Annotated in this window: 21 protein-coding genes; 13 read left to right on the top strand and 8 right to left on the bottom strand. The window is 63.5% G+C overall.

Annotated elements, in window-relative coordinates; translation table 11 throughout:
• Positions 1-14 precede the first annotated feature (14 nt).
• The 7 genes from murA to U0O11_RS03460 all read right to left on the bottom strand — a co-directional run bounded on the left by murA (position 15) and on the right by U0O11_RS03460 (position 5,140).
• Positions 15-1,280, bottom strand: a complete 1,266-nt coding sequence (murA, locus tag U0O11_RS03490) for a UDP-N-acetylglucosamine 1-carboxyvinyltransferase (RefSeq protein WP_043332539.1) — start codon at positions 1,278-1,280, stop codon at positions 15-17.
• A gap of 12 nt (positions 1,281-1,292) precedes the next feature.
• Positions 1,293-1,547, bottom strand: a complete 255-nt coding sequence (locus U0O11_RS03485) for a BolA family protein (protein ID WP_043332541.1) — start codon at positions 1,545-1,547, stop codon at positions 1,293-1,295.
• Positions 1,548-1,770: 223 nt separating this feature from the next.
• A complete protein-coding gene (locus U0O11_RS03480) occupies positions 1,771-2,142 on the bottom strand; it encodes an STAS domain-containing protein (protein ID WP_166019174.1) in 372 nt (123 codons plus the stop codon).
• 14 nt (positions 2,143-2,156) lie between these two features.
• On the bottom strand, positions 2,157-2,819 hold the full coding sequence (locus U0O11_RS03475) for an MlaC/ttg2D family ABC transporter substrate-binding protein (protein ID WP_043332543.1): 663 nt from the start codon (positions 2,817-2,819) through the stop codon (positions 2,157-2,159).
• Between the two features lie 139 nt (positions 2,820-2,958).
• Positions 2,959-3,423 carry an outer membrane lipid asymmetry maintenance protein MlaD gene (gene mlaD, locus U0O11_RS03470; protein ID WP_043332545.1) on the bottom strand — a complete coding sequence of 155 codons (465 nt, stop codon included), beginning with the start codon at positions 3,421-3,423 and terminating at the stop codon, positions 2,959-2,961.
• A complete protein-coding gene (gene mlaE / locus U0O11_RS03465; RefSeq protein WP_043332547.1) occupies positions 3,423-4,223 on the bottom strand; it encodes a lipid asymmetry maintenance ABC transporter permease subunit MlaE in 801 nt (266 codons plus the stop codon). The genes mlaD and mlaE overlap by 1 nt, the downstream gene beginning before the upstream one ends.
• Entirely contained in the window at positions 4,220-5,140 is a 921-nt protein-coding gene (locus U0O11_RS03460) for an ABC transporter ATP-binding protein (protein ID WP_082388135.1), read from the bottom strand. Before U0O11_RS03460 ends, mlaE begins: the two co-directional genes overlap by 4 nt.
• A 315-nt stretch (positions 5,141-5,455) precedes the next feature.
• Here U0O11_RS03460 and U0O11_RS03455 point away from each other — a divergent pair, with 315 nt between their 5' ends.
• The 12 genes from U0O11_RS03455 to mgtE all read left to right on the top strand — a co-directional run bounded on the left by U0O11_RS03455 (position 5,456) and on the right by mgtE (position 16,575).
• Positions 5,456-6,400: a calcium/sodium antiporter gene (locus U0O11_RS03455; protein WP_043332549.1), complete on the top strand. Its 945-nt coding sequence runs from the start codon at positions 5,456-5,458 to the stop codon at positions 6,398-6,400.
• Positions 6,401-6,499: 99 nt separating this feature from the next.
• Positions 6,500-7,567: a KpsF/GutQ family sugar-phosphate isomerase gene (locus U0O11_RS03450; RefSeq protein ID WP_324691679.1), complete on the top strand. Its 1,068-nt coding sequence runs from the start codon at positions 6,500-6,502 to the stop codon at positions 7,565-7,567.
• Positions 7,568-7,693: 126 nt separating this feature from the next.
• Complete coding sequence (locus tag U0O11_RS03445) at positions 7,694-8,263, top strand: KdsC family phosphatase (protein ID WP_052384400.1); 570 nt, start codon at positions 7,694-7,696, stop codon at positions 8,261-8,263.
• Positions 8,263-8,946: an LPS export ABC transporter periplasmic protein LptC gene (gene lptC / locus U0O11_RS03440; RefSeq protein ID WP_324691677.1), complete on the top strand. Its 684-nt coding sequence runs from the start codon at positions 8,263-8,265 to the stop codon at positions 8,944-8,946. Before U0O11_RS03445 ends, lptC begins: the two co-directional genes overlap by 1 nt.
• A 108-nt stretch (positions 8,947-9,054) precedes the next feature.
• Positions 9,055-9,633: a lipopolysaccharide transport periplasmic protein LptA gene (lptA, locus tag U0O11_RS03435; protein ID WP_225347607.1), complete on the top strand. Its 579-nt coding sequence runs from the start codon at positions 9,055-9,057 to the stop codon at positions 9,631-9,633.
• Between the two features lie 3 nt (positions 9,634-9,636).
• Positions 9,637-10,374: an LPS export ABC transporter ATP-binding protein gene (lptB, locus tag U0O11_RS03430; protein ID WP_225347606.1), complete on the top strand. Its 738-nt coding sequence runs from the start codon at positions 9,637-9,639 to the stop codon at positions 10,372-10,374.
• Between the two features lie 233 nt (positions 10,375-10,607).
• Entirely contained in the window at positions 10,608-12,056 is a 1,449-nt protein-coding gene (locus U0O11_RS03425; RefSeq protein ID WP_054555105.1) for an RNA polymerase factor sigma-54, read from the top strand.
• 662 nt (positions 12,057-12,718) lie between these two features.
• Complete coding sequence (gene hpf / locus U0O11_RS03420; protein ID WP_043332555.1) at positions 12,719-13,027, top strand: ribosome hibernation-promoting factor, HPF/YfiA family; 309 nt, start codon at positions 12,719-12,721, stop codon at positions 13,025-13,027.
• Positions 13,028-13,036: 9 nt separating this feature from the next.
• Positions 13,037-13,507, top strand: coding sequence for a PTS sugar transporter subunit IIA (locus tag U0O11_RS03415; protein WP_043332557.1), 471 nt, complete (start codon positions 13,037-13,039; stop codon positions 13,505-13,507).
• A gap of 137 nt (positions 13,508-13,644) precedes the next feature.
• Positions 13,645-14,580, top strand: a complete 936-nt coding sequence (gene rapZ, locus U0O11_RS03410) for an RNase adapter RapZ (protein ID WP_324691674.1) — start codon at positions 13,645-13,647, stop codon at positions 14,578-14,580.
• Complete coding sequence (locus tag U0O11_RS03405; RefSeq protein WP_043332560.1) at positions 14,567-14,836, top strand: HPr family phosphocarrier protein; 270 nt, start codon at positions 14,567-14,569, stop codon at positions 14,834-14,836. Before rapZ ends, U0O11_RS03405 begins: the two co-directional genes overlap by 14 nt.
• A 383-nt stretch (positions 14,837-15,219) precedes the next feature.
• Positions 15,220-16,575 carry a magnesium transporter gene (gene mgtE / locus U0O11_RS03400; RefSeq protein ID WP_324691672.1) on the top strand — a complete coding sequence of 452 codons (1,356 nt, stop codon included), beginning with the start codon at positions 15,220-15,222 and terminating at the stop codon, positions 16,573-16,575.
• Between the two features lie 105 nt (positions 16,576-16,680).
• On the opposite strand, the gene pmbA is transcribed toward mgtE, so the two are convergent.
• Positions 16,681-18,051, bottom strand: a complete 1,371-nt coding sequence (gene pmbA / locus U0O11_RS03395; protein ID WP_279831714.1) for a metalloprotease PmbA — start codon at positions 18,049-18,051, stop codon at positions 16,681-16,683.
• A gap of 76 nt (positions 18,052-18,127) precedes the next feature.
• Between pmbA and yjgA the strand changes: the two genes are divergently transcribed.
• On the top strand, positions 18,128-18,631 hold the full coding sequence (yjgA, locus tag U0O11_RS03390; protein WP_043332563.1) for a ribosome biogenesis factor YjgA: 504 nt from the start codon (positions 18,128-18,130) through the stop codon (positions 18,629-18,631).
• Positions 18,632-18,710 lie beyond the last annotated feature (79 nt).

Genomic DNA, 18,710 nt, shown 5'->3' with positions numbered 1-18,710 from the left:
AGGTGGGGCACTGATCAGCCGGCGGAGCGACGGATGATCACGTTCAGCCCGGACAGCTTCTCTTCGATGCACTCGTAACCGCGGTCGATGTGATAGATGCGGTCGACCATGGTCTCGCCGTCGGCGACGATCGCCGCGATCACCAGCGAGGCAGAGGCGCGCAGGTCCGTCGCCATCACCGGCGCACCGGACAGGCGCTCGGTGCCGGTCACGACCGCGGTGTTGCCCTCGAGGGCGATGTGGGCGCCCATGCGGTTGAGCTCCTGCACGTGCATGAAGCGGTTCTCGAAGATGGTCTCGATCACGGTGCTGGTGCCTTCCGCGACCGCATTCATCGCCACGAACTGGGCCTGCATGTCGGTGGGGAATGCCGGGTACGGCGCCGTGCGAATATTGACCGCCTTCGGCCGCTTGCCGTGCATGTCAAGCTCGATCCAGTCATCACCGGTGGTGATGGTGGCGCCGGCTTCTTCCAGCTTGGCCAGTACGGCGTCCAGGGTGTCGGCGCGCGTACGCGTGACACGCACCTTGCCGCGCGAGGCAGCCGCCGCGACCAGGAAGGTGCCGGTCTCGATGCGGTCCGGCATGACGGAGTATTCACAGCCGTGCAGCTTCTCGACACCGTCGATGACGATGGTGTCGGAGCCCTGGCCCGTGATCCTGGCGCCCATGGCGATCAGGCACTCGGCCAGATCGACGACTTCCGGCTCACGCGCGGCGTTTTCCAGCACGGTGCGGCCGTCGGCCAGGGTCGCGGCCATCAGCAGGTTCTCGGTGCCGGTGACGGTCACGACGTCAAAGACGATGCGCGCGCCCTTCAGGCGGCCACCCGGCGCCTTGGCGCGGATGTAGCCGTTCTCGACCGTGATCTCGGCCCCCATCGCCTCCAGGCCACGGATGTGCAGATCCACCGGACGCGAGCCGATGGCGCAGCCTCCCGGCAGCGAGACTTCGGCACTGCCGAAGTGCGCCAGCAGCGGGCCCAGCACCAGAATCGAGGCACGCATCTTCTTGACCAGGTCATAGGGCGCGTGACAATGCTCGACCTTGGAGCCATCCAGCTGCACGGTCATGTTGTCGCCCATCACCGGCTCGACGCCCATGCGTCCGAGCAGCTCGAGGCTGGTCGTGATGTCCTGCAGATGCGGCAGGTTGCTGATGGTCACGGGACCTTCCGACAGCAGCGTGGCTGCCAGAATGGGCAGTGCCGAATTCTTGGCGCCACTGGCCCAGACTTCCCCGTTGACCGGCCCGTTGCCAGTGATGATCAGCTTATCCATGAAATGTTCCGGTCAACCCTGAGCGTTGCCGGCGGCAGCTTCGAACTGCGCCGGGGTATAGGTACGAATGCTGATGGCATGCAGCGCGCCAGAGCGGATCTCGTCATTGAGTGCGGAGTAGACCAGCTGCTGGGCCTTGACGCGGCTCAGCTCGGCAAAGACATCCCCCACGGCGACGACCTGGAAATTGCAGCCTTCACCCTGGATATGAAAATCGACGTTCTCGATACGAGCCTCGAGCAGGGCCTTGACATCATTCGGTTGCATGACGGGCGGTGACTCCTTCGCGGTACATGTCGGGATCGTGGCAGGGAATCCTTGCGCGACGATCGATGCGATATGACCGCACATGGTAATCAAAAGCGCGCGGGAACGCGATTGGCAGTCAATCGCTGCCTCCACGTTGCCGCGCGCATGAATGGCGATACGGACAAGCCTCGAGCCTCCAGCAGAGCGGTGCGGCCTGACAGACGGTCAGGCCGCCGCTGACTCAGGACGTCTCGAGTGACAGCGGGGGCTCGGCGCTGATCTCAGCGACATTCAGCCCCGGCAGCAGGTTTTCCAGTCCGGAGACTGCCGCCAGTCGGCTCAATGCGGGAGACAGCGCGAGGTGAGCGACATGCCCACCATGCTCCGCCAGATGGCGCTGCCACTCGAGCAGTACGCTCAGGGTGGCGGTACTGGCGCTATCCACGCCGCACAGATCGATGGAAACCCCATCCTCGCGGCGCCCCAGCCATTTCCTGCCGGAATCCGCCAGCTCTGCGGCATTGTCGAAATCCGGCTGGCCACTCAGGCTCAGCCGTGCGTCACCGGCTTGCAGCGTGACGCCCTCGCGATCGAAGAGAGTTTTCATGGTCATGGCGACGACAGGGCTCAGCTGTTGCCCTGATCCCCCTCACCCTTCTCGAGGTCGACATCCGGCTGCCAGCCCTTGATGACGGCGTCGATGTCGCGGCCGTTGTCACGCATGGCCTGATCGAACTGGTTGCGGAAGGTCAGGCCCAGATTGACGCCATTGACGATCACGTTGACCACCTTCCACTCGTCGTTGCGCAGACGCATGGAATAGGCCACCGGGTAGACCTTGCCCTTGGTATCGACCACGTCCATGTAGACGGTGTCCTGGTCTTCATAGCGACGCTCGCCTTCGCTGTCCTTCACGTCCAACCTGGCGTAATCGAAGCTCACCAGACCCTTGGCGTAGGTGCCGATCAGGGTGTCATGGAAGACCTTGGAGAATTCGGTGCGCTGCTCAGGAGAGGCGCCCTTGAAGTACTTGCCCATCACGCTGGCGGCGATGTAGCGATAATCCACCACCGGCTTCAGCGCGGAATCCACCAGGGTTTCCAGCTCGTCGACGTTGTCCTTGTAGTAGCTCTCGCGGCTATCGATCTTGGTCGTCAGGCCCTCGACCGTGTCGCGCAGCAGCACGTCCGGCTCCTGCGGGGCGGCCATGGCCAGCGGGCTCAGCGCCATCAGGGCGGACAGGCTCAGCACGCTCAACGGACGAATCAGCTTCTTGAGGCTAGAGGTCATCAGGGTTGCTCCTTGAAAATGTGCATCGTGCTCGAACGTGAAACCGCAGGCACCGAGTCAGGTCTTCCGGTGCATCACACGCGTGCGCCGGATGCCTGCACTTGGATGAACAGCGCATCCAGAATCAACGCTACGAGAATCAGCTCTTCGAAAAATTGGACACGAACTGCTGGATCAACTCTTCCAGCACCAGTGCAGACTGGGTATCGCGAATGGTATCGCCATCCTCCAGCACGTCCGGATCTCCCCCGGTGCTCAGGCCGATGTACTGCTCGCCCAGCAGGCCGGACGTCAGGATGGCGGCGGTGGTGTCCTTGCTCAGCTTGCCACGCAGGCTGCTGTCGAGCTTCATCGTGACACGGGCGTCAAACCACTTAGGGTCCAGCTCGATCTTCTCGACGCTGCCGACGGCAACACCTGCCATCGTGACCTTTGACCGCGCCTTGAGGCTTCCGATCCCTGAGAAGTTGGCATTGAGCACGAAGGTGTCATCGGCCTGCTGGAACGTGACGCCGCTGACACGTAGTCCCAGGAAGACCATTCCCAGGAAACCAGCGAGTATGAACAGGCCCACGCCGAACTCGAGCATGCGGGTACGTTTCATCAAATCTCTCCGAACATGACGGCCGTGAGGACAAAGTCGAGTCCCAGCACCGCCAAAGATGAATAAACCACGGTACGCGTGGTGGCGCGCGAAATGCCTTCCGAGGTCGGGATCAGGTCATAGCCCTGGAAGACGGCGATCCAGCTGACCACCAGCCCGAAGACCAGTGACTTGATGACGCCATTCATGACATCACCGATGAAATCGACGTTCGACTGCATGCTGCTCCAGTAGGCGCCCTCGTAGATGCCCAGCCAGTCGACCCCCACCAGCTTGCCGCCCCAGATGCCGACGACACTGAAGCCGATGGTCAGCAGTGGCAGCGAGACGAAACCGGCCCACAGGCGCGGCGCGACGATGCGCTTGAGCGGATCGACGCCGATCATCTCCATGCTGGTCAACTGCTCGGTCGCCTTCATCAGGCCGATCTCCGCCGTCAGCGCCGATCCCGCGCGCCCGGCAAACAGCAAGGCCGCGACCACAGGCGCCAGCTCGCGCAGCAGTGACAGCGACACCATCTGCCCCAGCGCCTCCTCGGCGCCGAAACCGACCAGAATGGTGTAGCCCTGCAGTGCCAGCACCATGCCGATGAACAGCCCCGAGACCAGCACGATGGCCAGCGACAGCACACCGACGAAGTGCATCTGCCGCACCCACAGGCCGATGCCCTCACGGGACGGAATGCCGATACCGGCCTGCACCAGCAGCATGCCGGCACGCCCGATGGCCGCGATCACATCGATGCTGCTGCGGCCCAGTGACGTGATGGCCCCGAGCGGGCCACGATTCAGACCACTCATGACTCTCTCCTGCGGGTTGCCGATTCGCGACCATCGAGAATGTCGCCGGCGAAGTCCGGGGCGGGGTAATGGAAGGGCACCGGGCCATCCGGCTTGCCGTGGATGAACTGGGCCACACGCGGGTCCGATTCGGCGTTCAGCGCCTCGGGGGTGCCCTGCGCCATCACCTTGCCATCGGCGATCACATAGACGTAATCGGCGATGGTCAGCGTTTCCTTGATGTCGTGCGAGACCACCAGCGCCGTCATGCCCAGCGCATCGTTGAGGCGCCGGATCAGATTGACCAGCACGCCCATCGAGATGGGGTCCTGCCCGGCAAAGGGCTCGTCGTACATGATGAGGTCCGGGTCCAGCGCGATGGCTCGCGCCAGTGCCACACGCCGCGTCATGCCGCCGGAGAGTTCGGCCGGCATCAATTCACGCGCGCCGCGCAGCCCGACGGACTCGAGCTTGATCAGCACGATGTCACGAATCATCGCATCGGGGAGATCGGTGTGGACGCGCAGCGGGAAGGCGACGTTCTCGAACACGCTCAGATCGGAGAACAGGGCACCGCTCTGAAACAGCATGCCCATGCGACGGCGCATGCGAAACAGCTCGCGCCGCGACAGGCCATGCACGTGCAAGCCGGCGATCTCGACGCGCCCTGCCGAGGGCGTCAACTGGCCGCCGATCAACTTGAGCAGTGTCGTCTTGCCGGTACCGGAAGGCCCCATGATGGCGGTTATCTTGCCGCGCGGGATCTTGAGGTCGATGCCGGAGAATATCTCGCGTTCTCCACGGGTGAACCGCAGGCCTTCGACACGAATCAGGGCGTCATCGAGATTGATCTCGCCTGCCGCGCCGCGTGAAGAAGCCTGCGCATCCTGGCCGTCCGCACCCGTCCGGGTTGCGGTCTGACCGGGCAAATCAGTCATAGAAGCATCCGCTGTGAGGGACCTTCGCCGTAACGAGCCACACGCAGTCGGCTCGCGAACAGGTCGAATGTCCGAGTCATGGGATCCAAGGATCAAGTTAGTTAGCGAACATCGTATCCGAACCCACCCCTGTGCCGCCAGTCTCATCAAGGCAACAGAGCCGTGCCGCGGGTGGTGACGCGCTCAACAAAGCGCTCGGCAACACGCTTGACAATGGGAACATGGCCACTGTCTTGCAAAGGATTGGGGGGATGCGTTTAATGGCGCGGTTCCCGGCGATACGCCACCGCCCTGCCCCCTGCCCCGAGAGTTCTGATGCTATATCCCATCCTTGCAGTCGTCATCGGCCTGATTGGTCTTGTCTGGAGTGCTGATCGCTTCGTCGAAGGAGCCGCGGCCACTGCGTGGCGCGCCGGGATGAGCAAGCTGCTGATCGGGATGACGATCGTCTCCGTCGGCACCTCTGCCCCCGAGATCGTCGTCTCCATCATGGCCTCTCTTGATGGCACTCCGGATATTGCGACCGGCAATGCGCTGGGTTCCAACATCGCCAATATCGGCCTGGTGCTCGGCGTCACGGCGCTGATCGCCCCGATTCCGGTGCATTTCGGGCTGGTGCGCCGCGAGCTGCCGCTGCTGCTGGCGGCCACGGCGCTGGGCGGTTATGCGCTGTCCAACAGCGGGCTCGAGCGTCTCGATGGCATCCTGCTGCTGGCCCTGCTGGTCTTCACGCTGGTGTGGCTGTTCAAGGTCGATTCGCCGAGCGAGGCGGAAAGCCAGGATGACGTGCCCGAGATGAGCACCGGACGCGCCATCTTCTGGCTGCTGGTCGGGCTGGCGGTGCTGATCGCCAGCTCGCGTGCGCTGGTGTGGGGAGCGACCGACATCGCCCAGGCACTCGGCGTGCCGGAATTGATCATCGGCCTGACCGTGATCGCCATCGGTACCAGCCTGCCGGAGCTGGCCGCCAGCGTGGCCAGCGCCCTCAAGCGCCATCACGACATCGCCATCGGCAACGTCATCGGTTCCAACCTGTTCAACATCCTCGCCGTGCTGCCCGTGCCAGGCCTGCTGGCGCCGGGTCCGGTGGATGGCAGCGCCATCAGCCGTGACTATCCGGTGATGCTGGGGCTGACGCTGCTGCTGGCCGCGCTGCTCATCTGGCAGCGCCGTGGGCGCATCGGCCGCGGTCCAGGTGTTATCCTGCTCGCCTGCTATCTGGCCTACACGGCCTGGCTTGCCATCAGCCTGACTCGCTGACGGCAGCGTCTTCATCATCGTTTGCCACGCCGCCGCGCGGGATGACACGCCCTTTCCGCGCGGCATGAGCCCTGGCCAACCACAGGCAACAATTCGATCATGACCGAGCCTTCCAGCACCCCGCACGCCACCGCGCCTGGCGCTTCTGCTTCAAGTCAGTCCGCCGCCAGCCAGTCCGCCGCCGATGAGACTCCGGCCAGCCAGGCGGATTTTCGCGCCAGCGCCCGTCGCACCTTCGCCATTGAGGAAGCGGCCATCGCCGCGCTCGAAAGCCATCTCGATGATGACTTCGACCGCGCCTGTCAGCTGATGCTGGCCACCAAGGGCCGCGTCATCGTGACCGGCATGGGCAAATCCGGCCATGTCGCCAGCAAGATCGCCGCCACCCTGGCCAGCACCGGCACGCCGGCCTTCTTCGTCCATCCCGGTGAAGCCAGCCATGGCGATCTGGGCATGATCACGCCGGCCGATGTGGTGCTGGCGCTGTCCAACTCCGGGGAGACCGCCGAGGTCACGGCGCTGCTGCCGCTATTGAAGCGCATGGGCACCCCGCTGGTCTCGATGACCGGCAAGCCCGGCTCGACCCTGGCGCGTGACGCCGAGGCGCATCTGGACACCAGCGTCGCCCAGGAAGCCTGCCCGCTGAATCTGGCACCCACCGCCTCGACCACCGCCGCGCTGGTGATGGGCGACGCCCTGGCGGTGGCACTGCTGGAGGCCCGCGGCTTCACTGCCGAGGAATTCGCGCTTTCCCACCCGGGTGGCAGCCTGGGCCGACGCCTGCTGCTGCGGGTTCAGGACGTGATGCACCACGGCGATGCCCTGCCGCGCGTGGCACTCGGCAGCCCGCTGCGCGATGCGCTGCTCGAGATCACGCGTCAGGGCATGGGCTTCACCTGCGTGATCGATGATGACGACCACCTGGTCGGCGTCTATACCGATGGTGACCTGCGCCGCACCCTCGACCAGCATGGCGATCTGCGCGCGCTGAAGGTCGATGATGTCATGACCCGTGGCGGCAAGACCGTGCGCGCCAGCATGCTGGCCGCCGAAGCGGTGCGCATCATGGAAGAAAACCGCATCAGCGTTCTGGTAGTCTGTGACGAGGATGAGCACCCCATCGGAGCCATCCATATGCACGGCCTGCTGGCCAGCGGCGTGATCTGAACTCCCGCGGGCGTTCGCTGTCTCTGTTCGACGGCAGATCGTCCCGGCAAGACGCCACCGCTCAACGCCCATCAGCGCCGTTCACAGGACAGCGTCAAGCATGCACGGAGTGCGAGGAGAAAGACCATGAGCGACACGAATTCCCTGAGCGAAGAATATCCGCAGGACATCATCGACCGCGCACGCCGCGTGCGTCTGCTGGCGCTGGATGTCGATGGCGTGCTCACCGACAACCGCCTGCACTACGATGCCAACGGTGTCGAGACCAAGTCCTTCCATGTCCAGGATGGCCATGGCCTCAAGCTGGTGCTGCGCAGTGGCGTTCGCGTCGCGCTGATCACCGGCCGCAGCTCGCCGATGGTCGAGCGTCGCGCCAAGGAACTGGGCATTCAGGATGTCATCCAGGGCCGTGAAGACAAGCTGGTCGCGCTGACCGACCTGTGCCGCGAGCACGGGATCGAGCTGGAAGAGGTCGCCTATTGTGGCGATGACCTGCCGGACCGCGAGGCCATTCGTCGTGTCGGTCTCGGCGTCAGCGTACCCAACGCCATGGCCTACGTGATGAGCGAGGCCAACTGGGTCACCTCACGCCAGGGCGGCGATGGCGCCGTGCGCGAGCTCTGTGACCTGCTACTCAAGGCACAGGGCCACTGGGCCTCGGTGCTGGATACTTACCTGCAGGAGTCGCGTCCCTGATGTTACGTCTGCCCCGCCCTTCTCCGCGTCTCTGGCTGATGCTGCTGTTGCTGCTCGTCGGTGGCGTGCTGGCGCTGATCGAGCAGCGCAACAGCCTGGAATCGACCGTCAACGTCGAGGTCGACAGCAGTGAGCCGGATTACTATCTCGACGGGGCAGACATGACACGCTTCGATGCGCGCGGCGTGGCGATCCAGTCCATGACCTCGCCGCATATCGAGCACACGCCAGGCGATGACGTGACCCGGGCGCAGACCCCGAAGATTCGCACCAACGACAGTGAAGACCGCCGCTGGTATGCCACGGGTGACAGTGGCGTGTTGAGCGCCGGCGGCGACACCTTCACCCTCGAGGGCAATGCCAGACTGCGCCAGCCCGATGACCGCTGGACCCTCGATACCGATGTCCTGCACTACAGCCGTGATCAGAATCGCGCCTGGAGTGACGTGCCGGTCGTGATCACCCAGAATGGCCAGCATGTCGAAAGCGACAGCTTCAGCGCCGACCTCTCCCAGGACTCCGCCGTGCTGCAGGGCCGTGTTCGCAGCGTCCTGCAACCCGGCACAGACCAGAGCGAGGCCAGCAAGGAAGCCGAGCGCATCGACTCGGGCGCCGACAGCACCACCTCCGATGATGGGCGCGTCAACAGCACCTTCGAGGCAGCGCCTGCCAGCAGTGAATGAACCCGCCGGGCTGGCCGTCACGCCATGACCCGCGCCGCAACACCTTCTTCTCTGCCGCTCGATGGCATCATTGCTCGGGCGGCGACCCCGTCATGCCAAGGAGCCACCATGACTTCCACGACTCGCAAGCCCTTGACGGCCTGTCGCCAGACCCTCAACAGCGGTGTCATGGCGCTCTGCCTGGCACTGGGCATGTCCACCTTCGCCCCGGCCGCCATGGCGCTGGACAGCGATGCCAGCCAGCCGATCAACATCGCCGCGGACGCCCTGTCACTCGATGACAAGGCCGGTACCGCCACCTACACCGGCCAGGTGGAAATGCGCCAGGGCAGCATGAAACTCGATGCCAGCCGCGTCGATATCAGCCGCGCCGGCAGCGGCGAGATCTCGCTGGTCAAGGCCACCGGCAAGCGTGCCTACCTGGAACAGCAGCCCGCGCCCGACGAGAAACTGGTCAAGGGCTGGGCCGACACTATCCGCTACCATGCACTGGAGCGCCGCGTGGAGCTGGTCGGCAACGCGCGTCTCGAGAAAGGCGATGACACCTTCGAAGGCGGCTACGTGGAGTACTTCCTCGACAAGCGCCAGGTGAACGCCAACAACAGCAAGACGGCACAGCAGACCGAAGGCGGTCGCGTGCACATGACTCTGACGCCGCGCGGCGCCAATGCCAGCAAGGAAAACTGAGTCATGACTGCTACTCCGCGTACGCTGAGCGCTCGCCATCTGGCCAAGGCCTACAAGGGCCGCAAGGTGGTCAAGGACATCTCGCTGGAGATCCGCCAGGGCGACATCGTCGGCCTGCTGGGCCCCAACGGCGCCGGCAAGACGACCTCGTTCTACATGATCGTCGGGCTGGTGCGCGCCGATGCCGGCAACGTCTCCATCGATGACAAGGACCTCTCCGCTGCCGCCATGCATCAGCGCGCACGCGCCGGCATCGGCTATCTGCCGCAGGAGGCGTCGATCTTCCGCAAGCTGTCGGTGGCCGACAACATCATGGCGATCCTGGAGACCCGCAAGGACCTGGATCGCAATGGCCGCAAGGCACGCCTTGAAGAGTTACTCGAGGAATTCAGCATCACGCACATCCGCGCCAGCGCCGGCATGAGCCTGTCCGGCGGGGAGCGTCGTCGGGTCGAGATCGCCCGTGCACTGGCCACCGAGCCGGACTTCGTGCTGCTCGATGAGCCCTTCGCCGGCGTCGACCCCATCTCGGTGGGCGAGATCAAGAGCATCGTGCGCCAACTGCGCGATCGTGGCATCGGCGTGCTGATCACCGACCACAACGTGCGCGAGACACTCGATATCTGTGATACCGCCTATATCGTCGGCGATGGCCAGATCATCGCCCACGGTGATGCGGACTCCATCCTGGCCAACCAGCAGGTGCGCGACGTCTACCTGGGCCACGAGTTCACGCTCTAGGGTCAGCGGCTGCGCTGAGTCCACCGGAGGCGAAAGCTTCAAAAGCCGCTGCGTGATTTTATCGCGTAGCGGCTTTTTCATGTCTGACATCAGACGCATGCATGACGTCCATACCACCTTGGTGGAAACATGGCATGCAAGTTGCTTGAATATTCACGGCAACCACTTGTCAGTGCCCCGAGTCACGGTATAGCGTAGTAAGCACGTTCCTTTGCCGTGAATTGACTGACTCCATGAAACCCACCCTGCAACTCCGCCTCGGCACCTCGCTGACCATGACGCCGCAGCTCCAGCAAGCGATCCAGCTGCTGCAGCTGTCGACGCTCGACCTGCGTCAGGAGATTCAGCAAGCCCTCGAGTCCAACCCCATGTTGGAGCTCGACGAGGACTACGAGTCGCTGGATGTCGTCGAGACACAGGATTCGAGCGAGATCTCCACTGCCGACTCCTCGAGCGAGATTCCCGAGGAATACCCCCTCGACAGTGACTGGTCGGACCTCTACCAGGACCACGCCGGTAGCCTGACCAGCTCCGGCAGTGGCAGCGGGAGCGAAGAAGGGCCGGACTTCGATCGCAATACCAGTGTCGAGAGCCTGCAGGACCACCTGCGCTGGCAGCTGGCGATGACCGACCTCGATGGCCGTGAACGCCAGATGGCAGAGAGCCTGATCGATGCCGTCGACGGTGCCGGCTATCTGAGCCTGTCACTCGACGAACTGGTCGATGGCCTGCGCGGCCAGGGCCTGCCCGGCCTCAAGGCCTCCGAGCTCGAGCAGGTATTGCTGCGTCTGCAGCAGTTCGACCCGACCGGCGTCTTCGCTCGTGACCTGCGCGAATGCCTGCTGCTGCAACTGGCACTGCTGCCGGATGATCTGCCGCTGCTGGCGCAGGCGCGCCGCCTGGTACGTCAATTCCTCGAGGCACTGGGCAACGATGACCGCAAGCTGCTCAAGCGGCGCCTGAGCCTTGACGATGACGAGCTGGACCACGTCATCCGCCTGGTGCGCGCGCTCGATCCGCGTCCGGCATCCGCCTGGGGCGAGCCCGCCAGCGATTACGTGATCCCTGATCTGCTGGTGCGCCATACCCGCCACGGCTGGCAGGTCGAGCTCAACCCGGAAGCACTGCCCAAGCTGCGCATCCAGCCGGAATACGCCGCGCTGATCAAGCGTGCCGACAAGTCCGCCGACAACACCTTCCTCAAGGACAACCTGCAGGAAGCGCGCTGGCTGATGAAGAGCCTGTCATCGCGCAATGACACCCTGCTCAAGGTCGGCCGCGAGATCATGGCGCGTCAGATCGACTTCCTCGAGCAAGGCGAGGAAGGGATGAAGCCGCTGATTCTGGCCAACATCGCCGAAGTGGTCGAGATGCACGAATCGACCATCTCGCGGGTCACGACCCAGAAGTACATCCACACCCCGCGCGGCGTCTTCGAGCTCAAGTTCTTCTTCTCGAGCCAGGTCGGTGGCAGCGGCAGTGGCGACGCCCACTCAAGCACCGCCATTCGTGCCCGCATCCGCAAGCTGATCGCGGAAGAGCCGGCCCGCAAGCCTCTCTCCGACTCACGGCTGGTCGATCTGCTTGCCAGCGATGGCATCGAAGTCGCACGCCGTACCGTGGCCAAGTATCGCGAAGCGATGGGCATCCCCTCCTCCAGCGAGCGCAAGCGTCTGGCCTGACGCGTCACCTGCGGCTGCCATGCCCCCTGCTCTCACCTCTACAATGGCAGCCGCCGCCAACCTCAAGCGCTGGATTGTCCGCTCATCAGCCTCTGACTTCGCGGGCAGTGGTGCGCCTGTCGCGTGCCCTGTAATCCCGGCAACCACTCGTCAATTACCCGTCATGGCCCATGACGGCGCGCAGAATGATGGTAAAAAACCGCCTTTCCGGCAGCGTCATTTACCGTCAATCGCATGTTTTTAAAGTCACTTTTGCGCGTATTGCACCTGGATGACACCCGAAGAACCTCCCGGAACGCCGCTTGCTCCACGCAATCGAAGCGCCTGAAAGGCGACGTACATGCAGGCATTGGCGACGAAAACCCGCCTTCTTGCGCGTCTTTCACGCACCACCCACCAGACGTGCCCTTGAAGTCCACTCCGATACCCCTCACTGAGTTGAAGACAAGCACTGAGCCACGATGCAGCGCAGCGTTGATCTTTGCGCAAAGCTTGGGCATTGTCGGTACAGACGCTCACGACATCTGATGCCACTGGCAAGGGTGCGAAAACATCGCCAGACGGTGGCCGTCAAGCCTGTTGCAGAGCGTCCGATCAGGGTTTGCTCGTAGTCAAAAAGGGTTACAATTGAATGGCAACCCGCTGGATAAAGGAGCGTGTCCATGCAAGTGAATATCACCGGGCATCATGTGGAACTTACCGATCCTCTCCGCGATTACGTCAACGAGAAGCTCGCTCGCCTCGAACGGCATTACGACAACATCACCAATGTTCAGGTGACACTGTCGATCGAGAAGGAGCGCCAGCAGGCTGCCTGCACCTTGCACGCGGCAGGCGCTGACCTCCACGCCCTGGCAGAAGACCCCAACATGTACGCTGCCATCGACGCGCTCGCCGACAAGCTGGATCGCCAGCTGGTCAAACACAAGGAAAAGTCCCAGGCTCGCTCTCAGGGCACCGGGACCCGTTGACCTTCCGCCATGACACTTGATCAGATCCTTCCCCCCGAGCGCACGCTGTACGGTGTCCCCGGGGGGAGCAAGAAGCGGGTGCTTGAATTCTTCAGCACCTTCATCGCACAGAACATTCCCAGCCTGGATAGCCAGGAAGTCTTCTCGCGCCTGATCGGGCGCGAGAGACTGGGGTCGACCGGCATTGGCCACGGTGTGGCCGTGCCCCATGCACGCAGCCCGCATTGCAAGACGCCAATCGCTGCGTTTCTGAAGCTCGGTGAACCCATCGACTTCGATGCCATCGACGGAGAACCCATCGATCTGCTGTTCGTGCTGCTGGTGCCTGAGGAAGCGGATGAGACCCATCTGACGCTGCTCGGGCAGGTCGCGGAATTGCTCAATTCCCCGACCAATCGCTCGGCCCTGCGCCAGGCAGACAGCCAGCGTGCACTCTTTGAGGCATTGACCCAAGCCATCGCCGAATTACCGGCGCGCTGAATGACAGGCCCGGACATCGTCCGGGCTTTCGTCTTGCTGGCCTCCCATCGGCCGATGTACAGCGCACTGATAGCGGGCAGCCTTCTGCCCCACCCCTGCATTCTTTCGACGTTGACCTCGCCCTTGGAGAGCACTTCATGAAGATCGTGATCATCAGCGGCCGCTCCGGCTCCGGGAAATCCATCGCTCTCCAGGCGCTGGAAGACATTGGCTACTATGCCATCGACAATCTGCCCGGCATGCTGCTGGCGCCACTGGTCGATCAGCTCGAAAAGGACAGCCCGGCGCGCCGGCGCATCGCGGTCTCCATCGATGCCCGCAACCTGCCGGAAGCCTTGACCCGCTTCCCCGAATTGCTCGACAACGTTCGCCAGAGCGGCATGGACGTGCAGGTCGTCTACCTGACCACCGATTCGCGAGTGCTGCTGGAACGCTACTCGGCGACCCGTCGTCGTCACCCTCTGACGCGCGACAACGACCATACCCTGGCCGAGGCCATCGAGATCGAGCAGAAGACGCTCGCTCCCATTCGCCAGAAGGCCGACCTGGTCATCGACTCGACCAACCTGAGCGTGCACGACCTGCGCTCGCGGATCACCGAGCAGGTCGCCCAGCACAGCTCCCGCCACCTGACGCTGACCTTTGAATCCTTCGGCTTCAAGCATGGCGTGCCGACCGACGCCGACATGGTGTTCGATGCCCGCTGCCTGCCCAACCCGTACTGGGACATCAATCTGCGCGGCGATACCGGTCGCGACGACAGCGTGGCCGAATTCCTGCAGCGCTACCCCACCGTCCAGGCGATGCATGACGATATCGCCGGCTGGCTGGAACGCTGGCTTCCCGCCTATCAGGACAGCAACCGCAGCTACCTGACGGTCTCCGTGGGCTGCACCGGCGGCCAGCATCGCAGCGTCTACCTGTGCGAGCAGCTGGCAAGCTACTTTGCCGAGCGCCTGCCTGAGGTACGCCTGCGTCACCGCGAGCTGGGCATTCATACCGCGCTGAGCAACGCGGGTGAGACGATTGGTCAGCAAGAGCATCAGCAGGAGCATCGCGATGGCCTCTCGTGAGCTGACGCTGACCAACCGCCGCGGGCTGCACGCCCGCGCTGCCACCAAGCTGGTCAATTGCTGTGCGCCCTATTGCGCAACAGTGATGGTCAGCCATGGCGAGCGACGCGCCAATGCAGCCAATGTGATGGCATTGCTGATGCTGGCCGCGCCCTGCGGCACCACGCTGCTGATCGATGTCGAGGGCGAACAGGCCGATGAGGCGATGCTGGCCATCGAGGCGCTGTTCGAGGCGCGTTTCGAGGAAGACGAATAACCGCCACTGACAGCGCTGTGCATTTGCGCTGTGCGCTCAGCCTTCCTCCCTCAGCCAGCTCGCTTCTTGGTCAACTATCTTTTCGGCCCGCTCTCTTATCGGCCAGCCCCCTCTGGCGGCCCCCTGGCAACACCATTAACTGCTCGCGCAGGATGCCTAGCGCCTGTTCCTGCACCGGTTCCTGCACCTGTCCTTGCGCCTACCCTTACACCAATCCCAACACCTATCCTTGCGCCTGGCAGCCATGCAACGCTGCTTTTTCGCCAGTAGCGGGACGCGGATTGTCCTTTCGATAAGAAACACTGTTTTCTTTTGTCGACGCGCCCCCCTACGCCAATGGTAGAATCAGCGCTGTCCTTCATGTCGACAGGGGAAGCCGACAGATGAGCAAGACGTCTCGTAAACTCAAGCCAAGACTTGATCGCCTGTCACAGGCGCTGGAAAGCGGCGAGCTGGAACAGGCAAGACGCATGCTCAATCGCGGCCTCGCGCCAGTGGACGTGGCCCACCTTCTGGAATCCTCGCCCCCCAAGGAGCGTAATCTGCTCTGGGAGCTGGTCGATGCCGATCTGCAGGGCGATGTCCTTCAATACCTTGGCGAAGACATCCAGACCGACTTCCTCAAGGACATGGACGCCGTCGACGTTCTCGCCGCCACCGAGAACCTGGAACCGGATGATGTCGCCGACATTCTGCAGCGCCTGCCGAATGCGGTGATTCTCGAAGTCCTCGACTCCATGGAGGCGCAAGAGCGCCTGCGCGTCGAAACGGTACTGTCCTTCCCGGAGGACACCGCCGGCGGCCTGATGAACACGGACACCATCACCATTCGTCCGGACATCACCCTGGACGTGGTGCTGCGCTACATCCGCCGCCACGAGCGCCTGCCCGACTCCACCGATACCCTGCTGGTCGTCTCGCGCCGCGATGAATTCATCGGTGCCCTGCCCATCAATCGCCTGCTGGTCTCTGACCCCGGCGTCACGGTGCGCGAAGTGATGGACACCGACAGCGTGGTGATTCCGGCCCTGATGCCGGAAACCGAAGTCGCCTCGCTGTTCGAGAAGCACGACCTGATCTCGGCACCCGTGGTCGGCGGCGATGGCAACCTGCTGGGTCGTATCACCATCGATGACGTGGTCGACGTCATCCGTGGTGACGCCGAGCACCAGGTGATGTCGATGGCGGGGATGGATGAGGACGAAGACACCTTCTCTCCCGTGATGCGCACCTCGTGGCGCCGCGCCGTCTGGCTCGGCATCAACCTGCTGACCGCCTTCATGGCCTCCGCCGTGATCGGCATGTTCGAAGGCACCATCCAGAAGATCACCGCGCTGGCCGTACTGATGCCCATCGTCGCCAGCATGGGCGGCATCGCGGGCTCTCAGGCACTCACCGTCCTGATTCGCGGTATCGCGCTGGGGCACGTCAAGAGTGGCAATGTCCGCTGGCTACTCAAGCGCGAGGTCATCGTCGCGGGGCTCAACGGCCTGTTATGGGCCGTGGTGGTGGCAGGCATCGCCATCGTGTGGTTCGGGGATGTCCAGCTAGGGGCCATCATCGGCGCCGCGATCATGATCAATCTGTTGATCGCCGCCGTGACAGGCACGCTGCTGCCGGTACTGCTCAAGAAGCTCAATATCGATCCTGCCCTCTCCGGCAGCGTGATATTGACCACCGTGACCGACGTGATCGGCTTCATGGCCTTCCTCGGGCTGGCGACCTGGCTCTATCTGTAACACCCCCGACGGGTTCCAGTGACTGCTTTAGAAACAACACGGCCGCTCCCATGGGAGCGGCCGTGTTGTTTCTCGCCTGTCGCGCGATCAGAGAAGCCTCAGCGATCAGCCTTCCAGCTCTTCGTCTTCGCCTTCGGTCATGCCGGCGACGGTCATGCCATCGATCAGCCAGCTACCGCTGTGGATGCTGCCACGCGTATCGACATCATCGCCGACCGCCAGCAGATTGGCCGCCATGTCGCGCAGGTTGCCGGCAATGGTGAATTCCTCGACCGCATGCTGGATCTCGCCGTTCTCGACCCAGAAACCGGAGGCGCCGCGAGAGTAGTCACCGGTGACGCCATTGACGCCCTGGCCCATCAGCTCGGTCACCAGCACGCCGGTGCCCATCTGCTTGAGCATCTCATCGAGCGAGGTCAGCGGCGCGGTGATGCGCACGTTGCGCGCGCCGCCAGCGTTGCCAGTGGTCTGCATGTTCAGGCGACGGGCGCTGTAAGCGCTCAGCATGTAGCTCTGCACCTTGCCGTCGGCAAAGTAGACATTGTCACGCGTCGCGACGCCATCGTTGTCGAAGGCGGCGCTGGACATGCCACCGACTTCCCGCGGCTTCTCACCCAGCGTGAACCAGTCGGGGAACAGCGGCTGACCCAGGCTATCGCACAGGAAGCTGGACTCACGGTACAGCGAGCCGCCGGCGATGGCAGACAGGTAGTGACCGACCAGCCCGGCCGACATCTGCGGGTCGAACAGCACCGGCATGCGACCCGTCGCCACCTTGCGCGCATTCAGGCGCGCCAGCGTACGGCGAGCGGCTTCACGCCCCACCGACTCGGGAGAGCGCAGGTCTGCCGGATTGCGCACGCTGGTGTAGTCATAGTCACGCTGCATGCCCTGTGCATCCTTGGCGATCAGCATGCATGACATCGAGTGGCGGCTGCCGCACTGGCTGGCCAGGAAGCCATGGCTGTTGCCATAGACCTGCACGCCTTCGCCACTGGAGAAGCTGGCGCCCTCGGACTGCGCGATGCCCTCCACTTCAAGCCCGGCACGCTCACAGGCCAGCGCCAGGTCAGTCGCTTCATCGACGCTGATCGCCCAGGGGTGATGCGCCTGGAGATCAGGGAAGTCGGTGGCCATCAGCTCGGCCGGCGCCAGACCGGCAAAGCTGTCTTCGCCGGTATAGTGCGCGATGGAGACCGCCTTCTCGACCGCGGCACGAATCGAGTCGCTGCCGGCATCGGAAGATGTCGCGCTGCCCTTGCGATTGCCGAGATAGACGGTCACGCCGATGCCCTGGTCACGTGACAGTTCGACCGTCTCGACTTCGCCGTCACGCACCGAGATGCTGACGCCCTGATCGACGCTGGCACCGACCTCACAGGCGTCGGCACCCAGGCTGCGGGCAAGCTCGAGAGCTTCGCTGACGCGACGCTCGAGCAGTTGTTGCTGAGCAACGGCATCAAAGGCCTGGCTCATGTTGTTCTCCTTCTGAGGAGACGGGGGCCCGGCAGTGCTATACTGCCGCAAATTTCCCCGACTCATTGGAATTGGCATGCGTAAAGAAAGACCCGAGGAGCTCGTCGAGCGCCCCAGCAAGTCCCAGTTGAAGCGCGAGATGATCGAGCTGCAGGCGCTGGGCAAGAAGATCATCGATCTGCCGGAAGGCCAGCGCGCCAAGTTCCCGCTCTCTGACGACATGCTGGCCGCCATCGAGGAGACCCATCGCATTCGTAGTCACGAAGGCCTGCGTCGCCACATGCAGTACGTCGGCAAGCTGATGCGCAAGGAAGACCTGGACGCCGTGCGTGCCGTCTTCGAAGCCATGGAGCAGCAGAACGTGCGTCGCGATGCTTCCTTCCAGCGTCTCGAACGCTGGCGCGATCGCCTGCTGGACGACGATGAAGCCTTCGTGATCTTCGTCGAGGATTATCCTCACGTGGACCGTCAGGCCCTGCGTCAGCTGATCCGCAATGCGCGTGCCGAACGTGACGCCGGCAAACAGCCCAACAGCGCCAAGAAGCTCTTCAAGCTGCTGCGGGCCGAACTCGACCTCTGACACGGGGTCTGCCGCTCACGTGCTGCTCTGACGTACAGCTTCTGACGAGCTGATCCTCAAGCGCTTCCTCGACACCGCC

The sequence above is a fragment of the Cobetia sp. D5 genome (genome assembly GCF_035666195.1).
Lineage (GTDB): Bacteria > Pseudomonadota > Gammaproteobacteria > Pseudomonadales > Halomonadaceae > Cobetia > Cobetia amphilecti.
The sequence above is the reverse complement of the archived record's forward strand: the minus strand, read 5'-3'. Positions and strand labels throughout refer to the sequence as shown.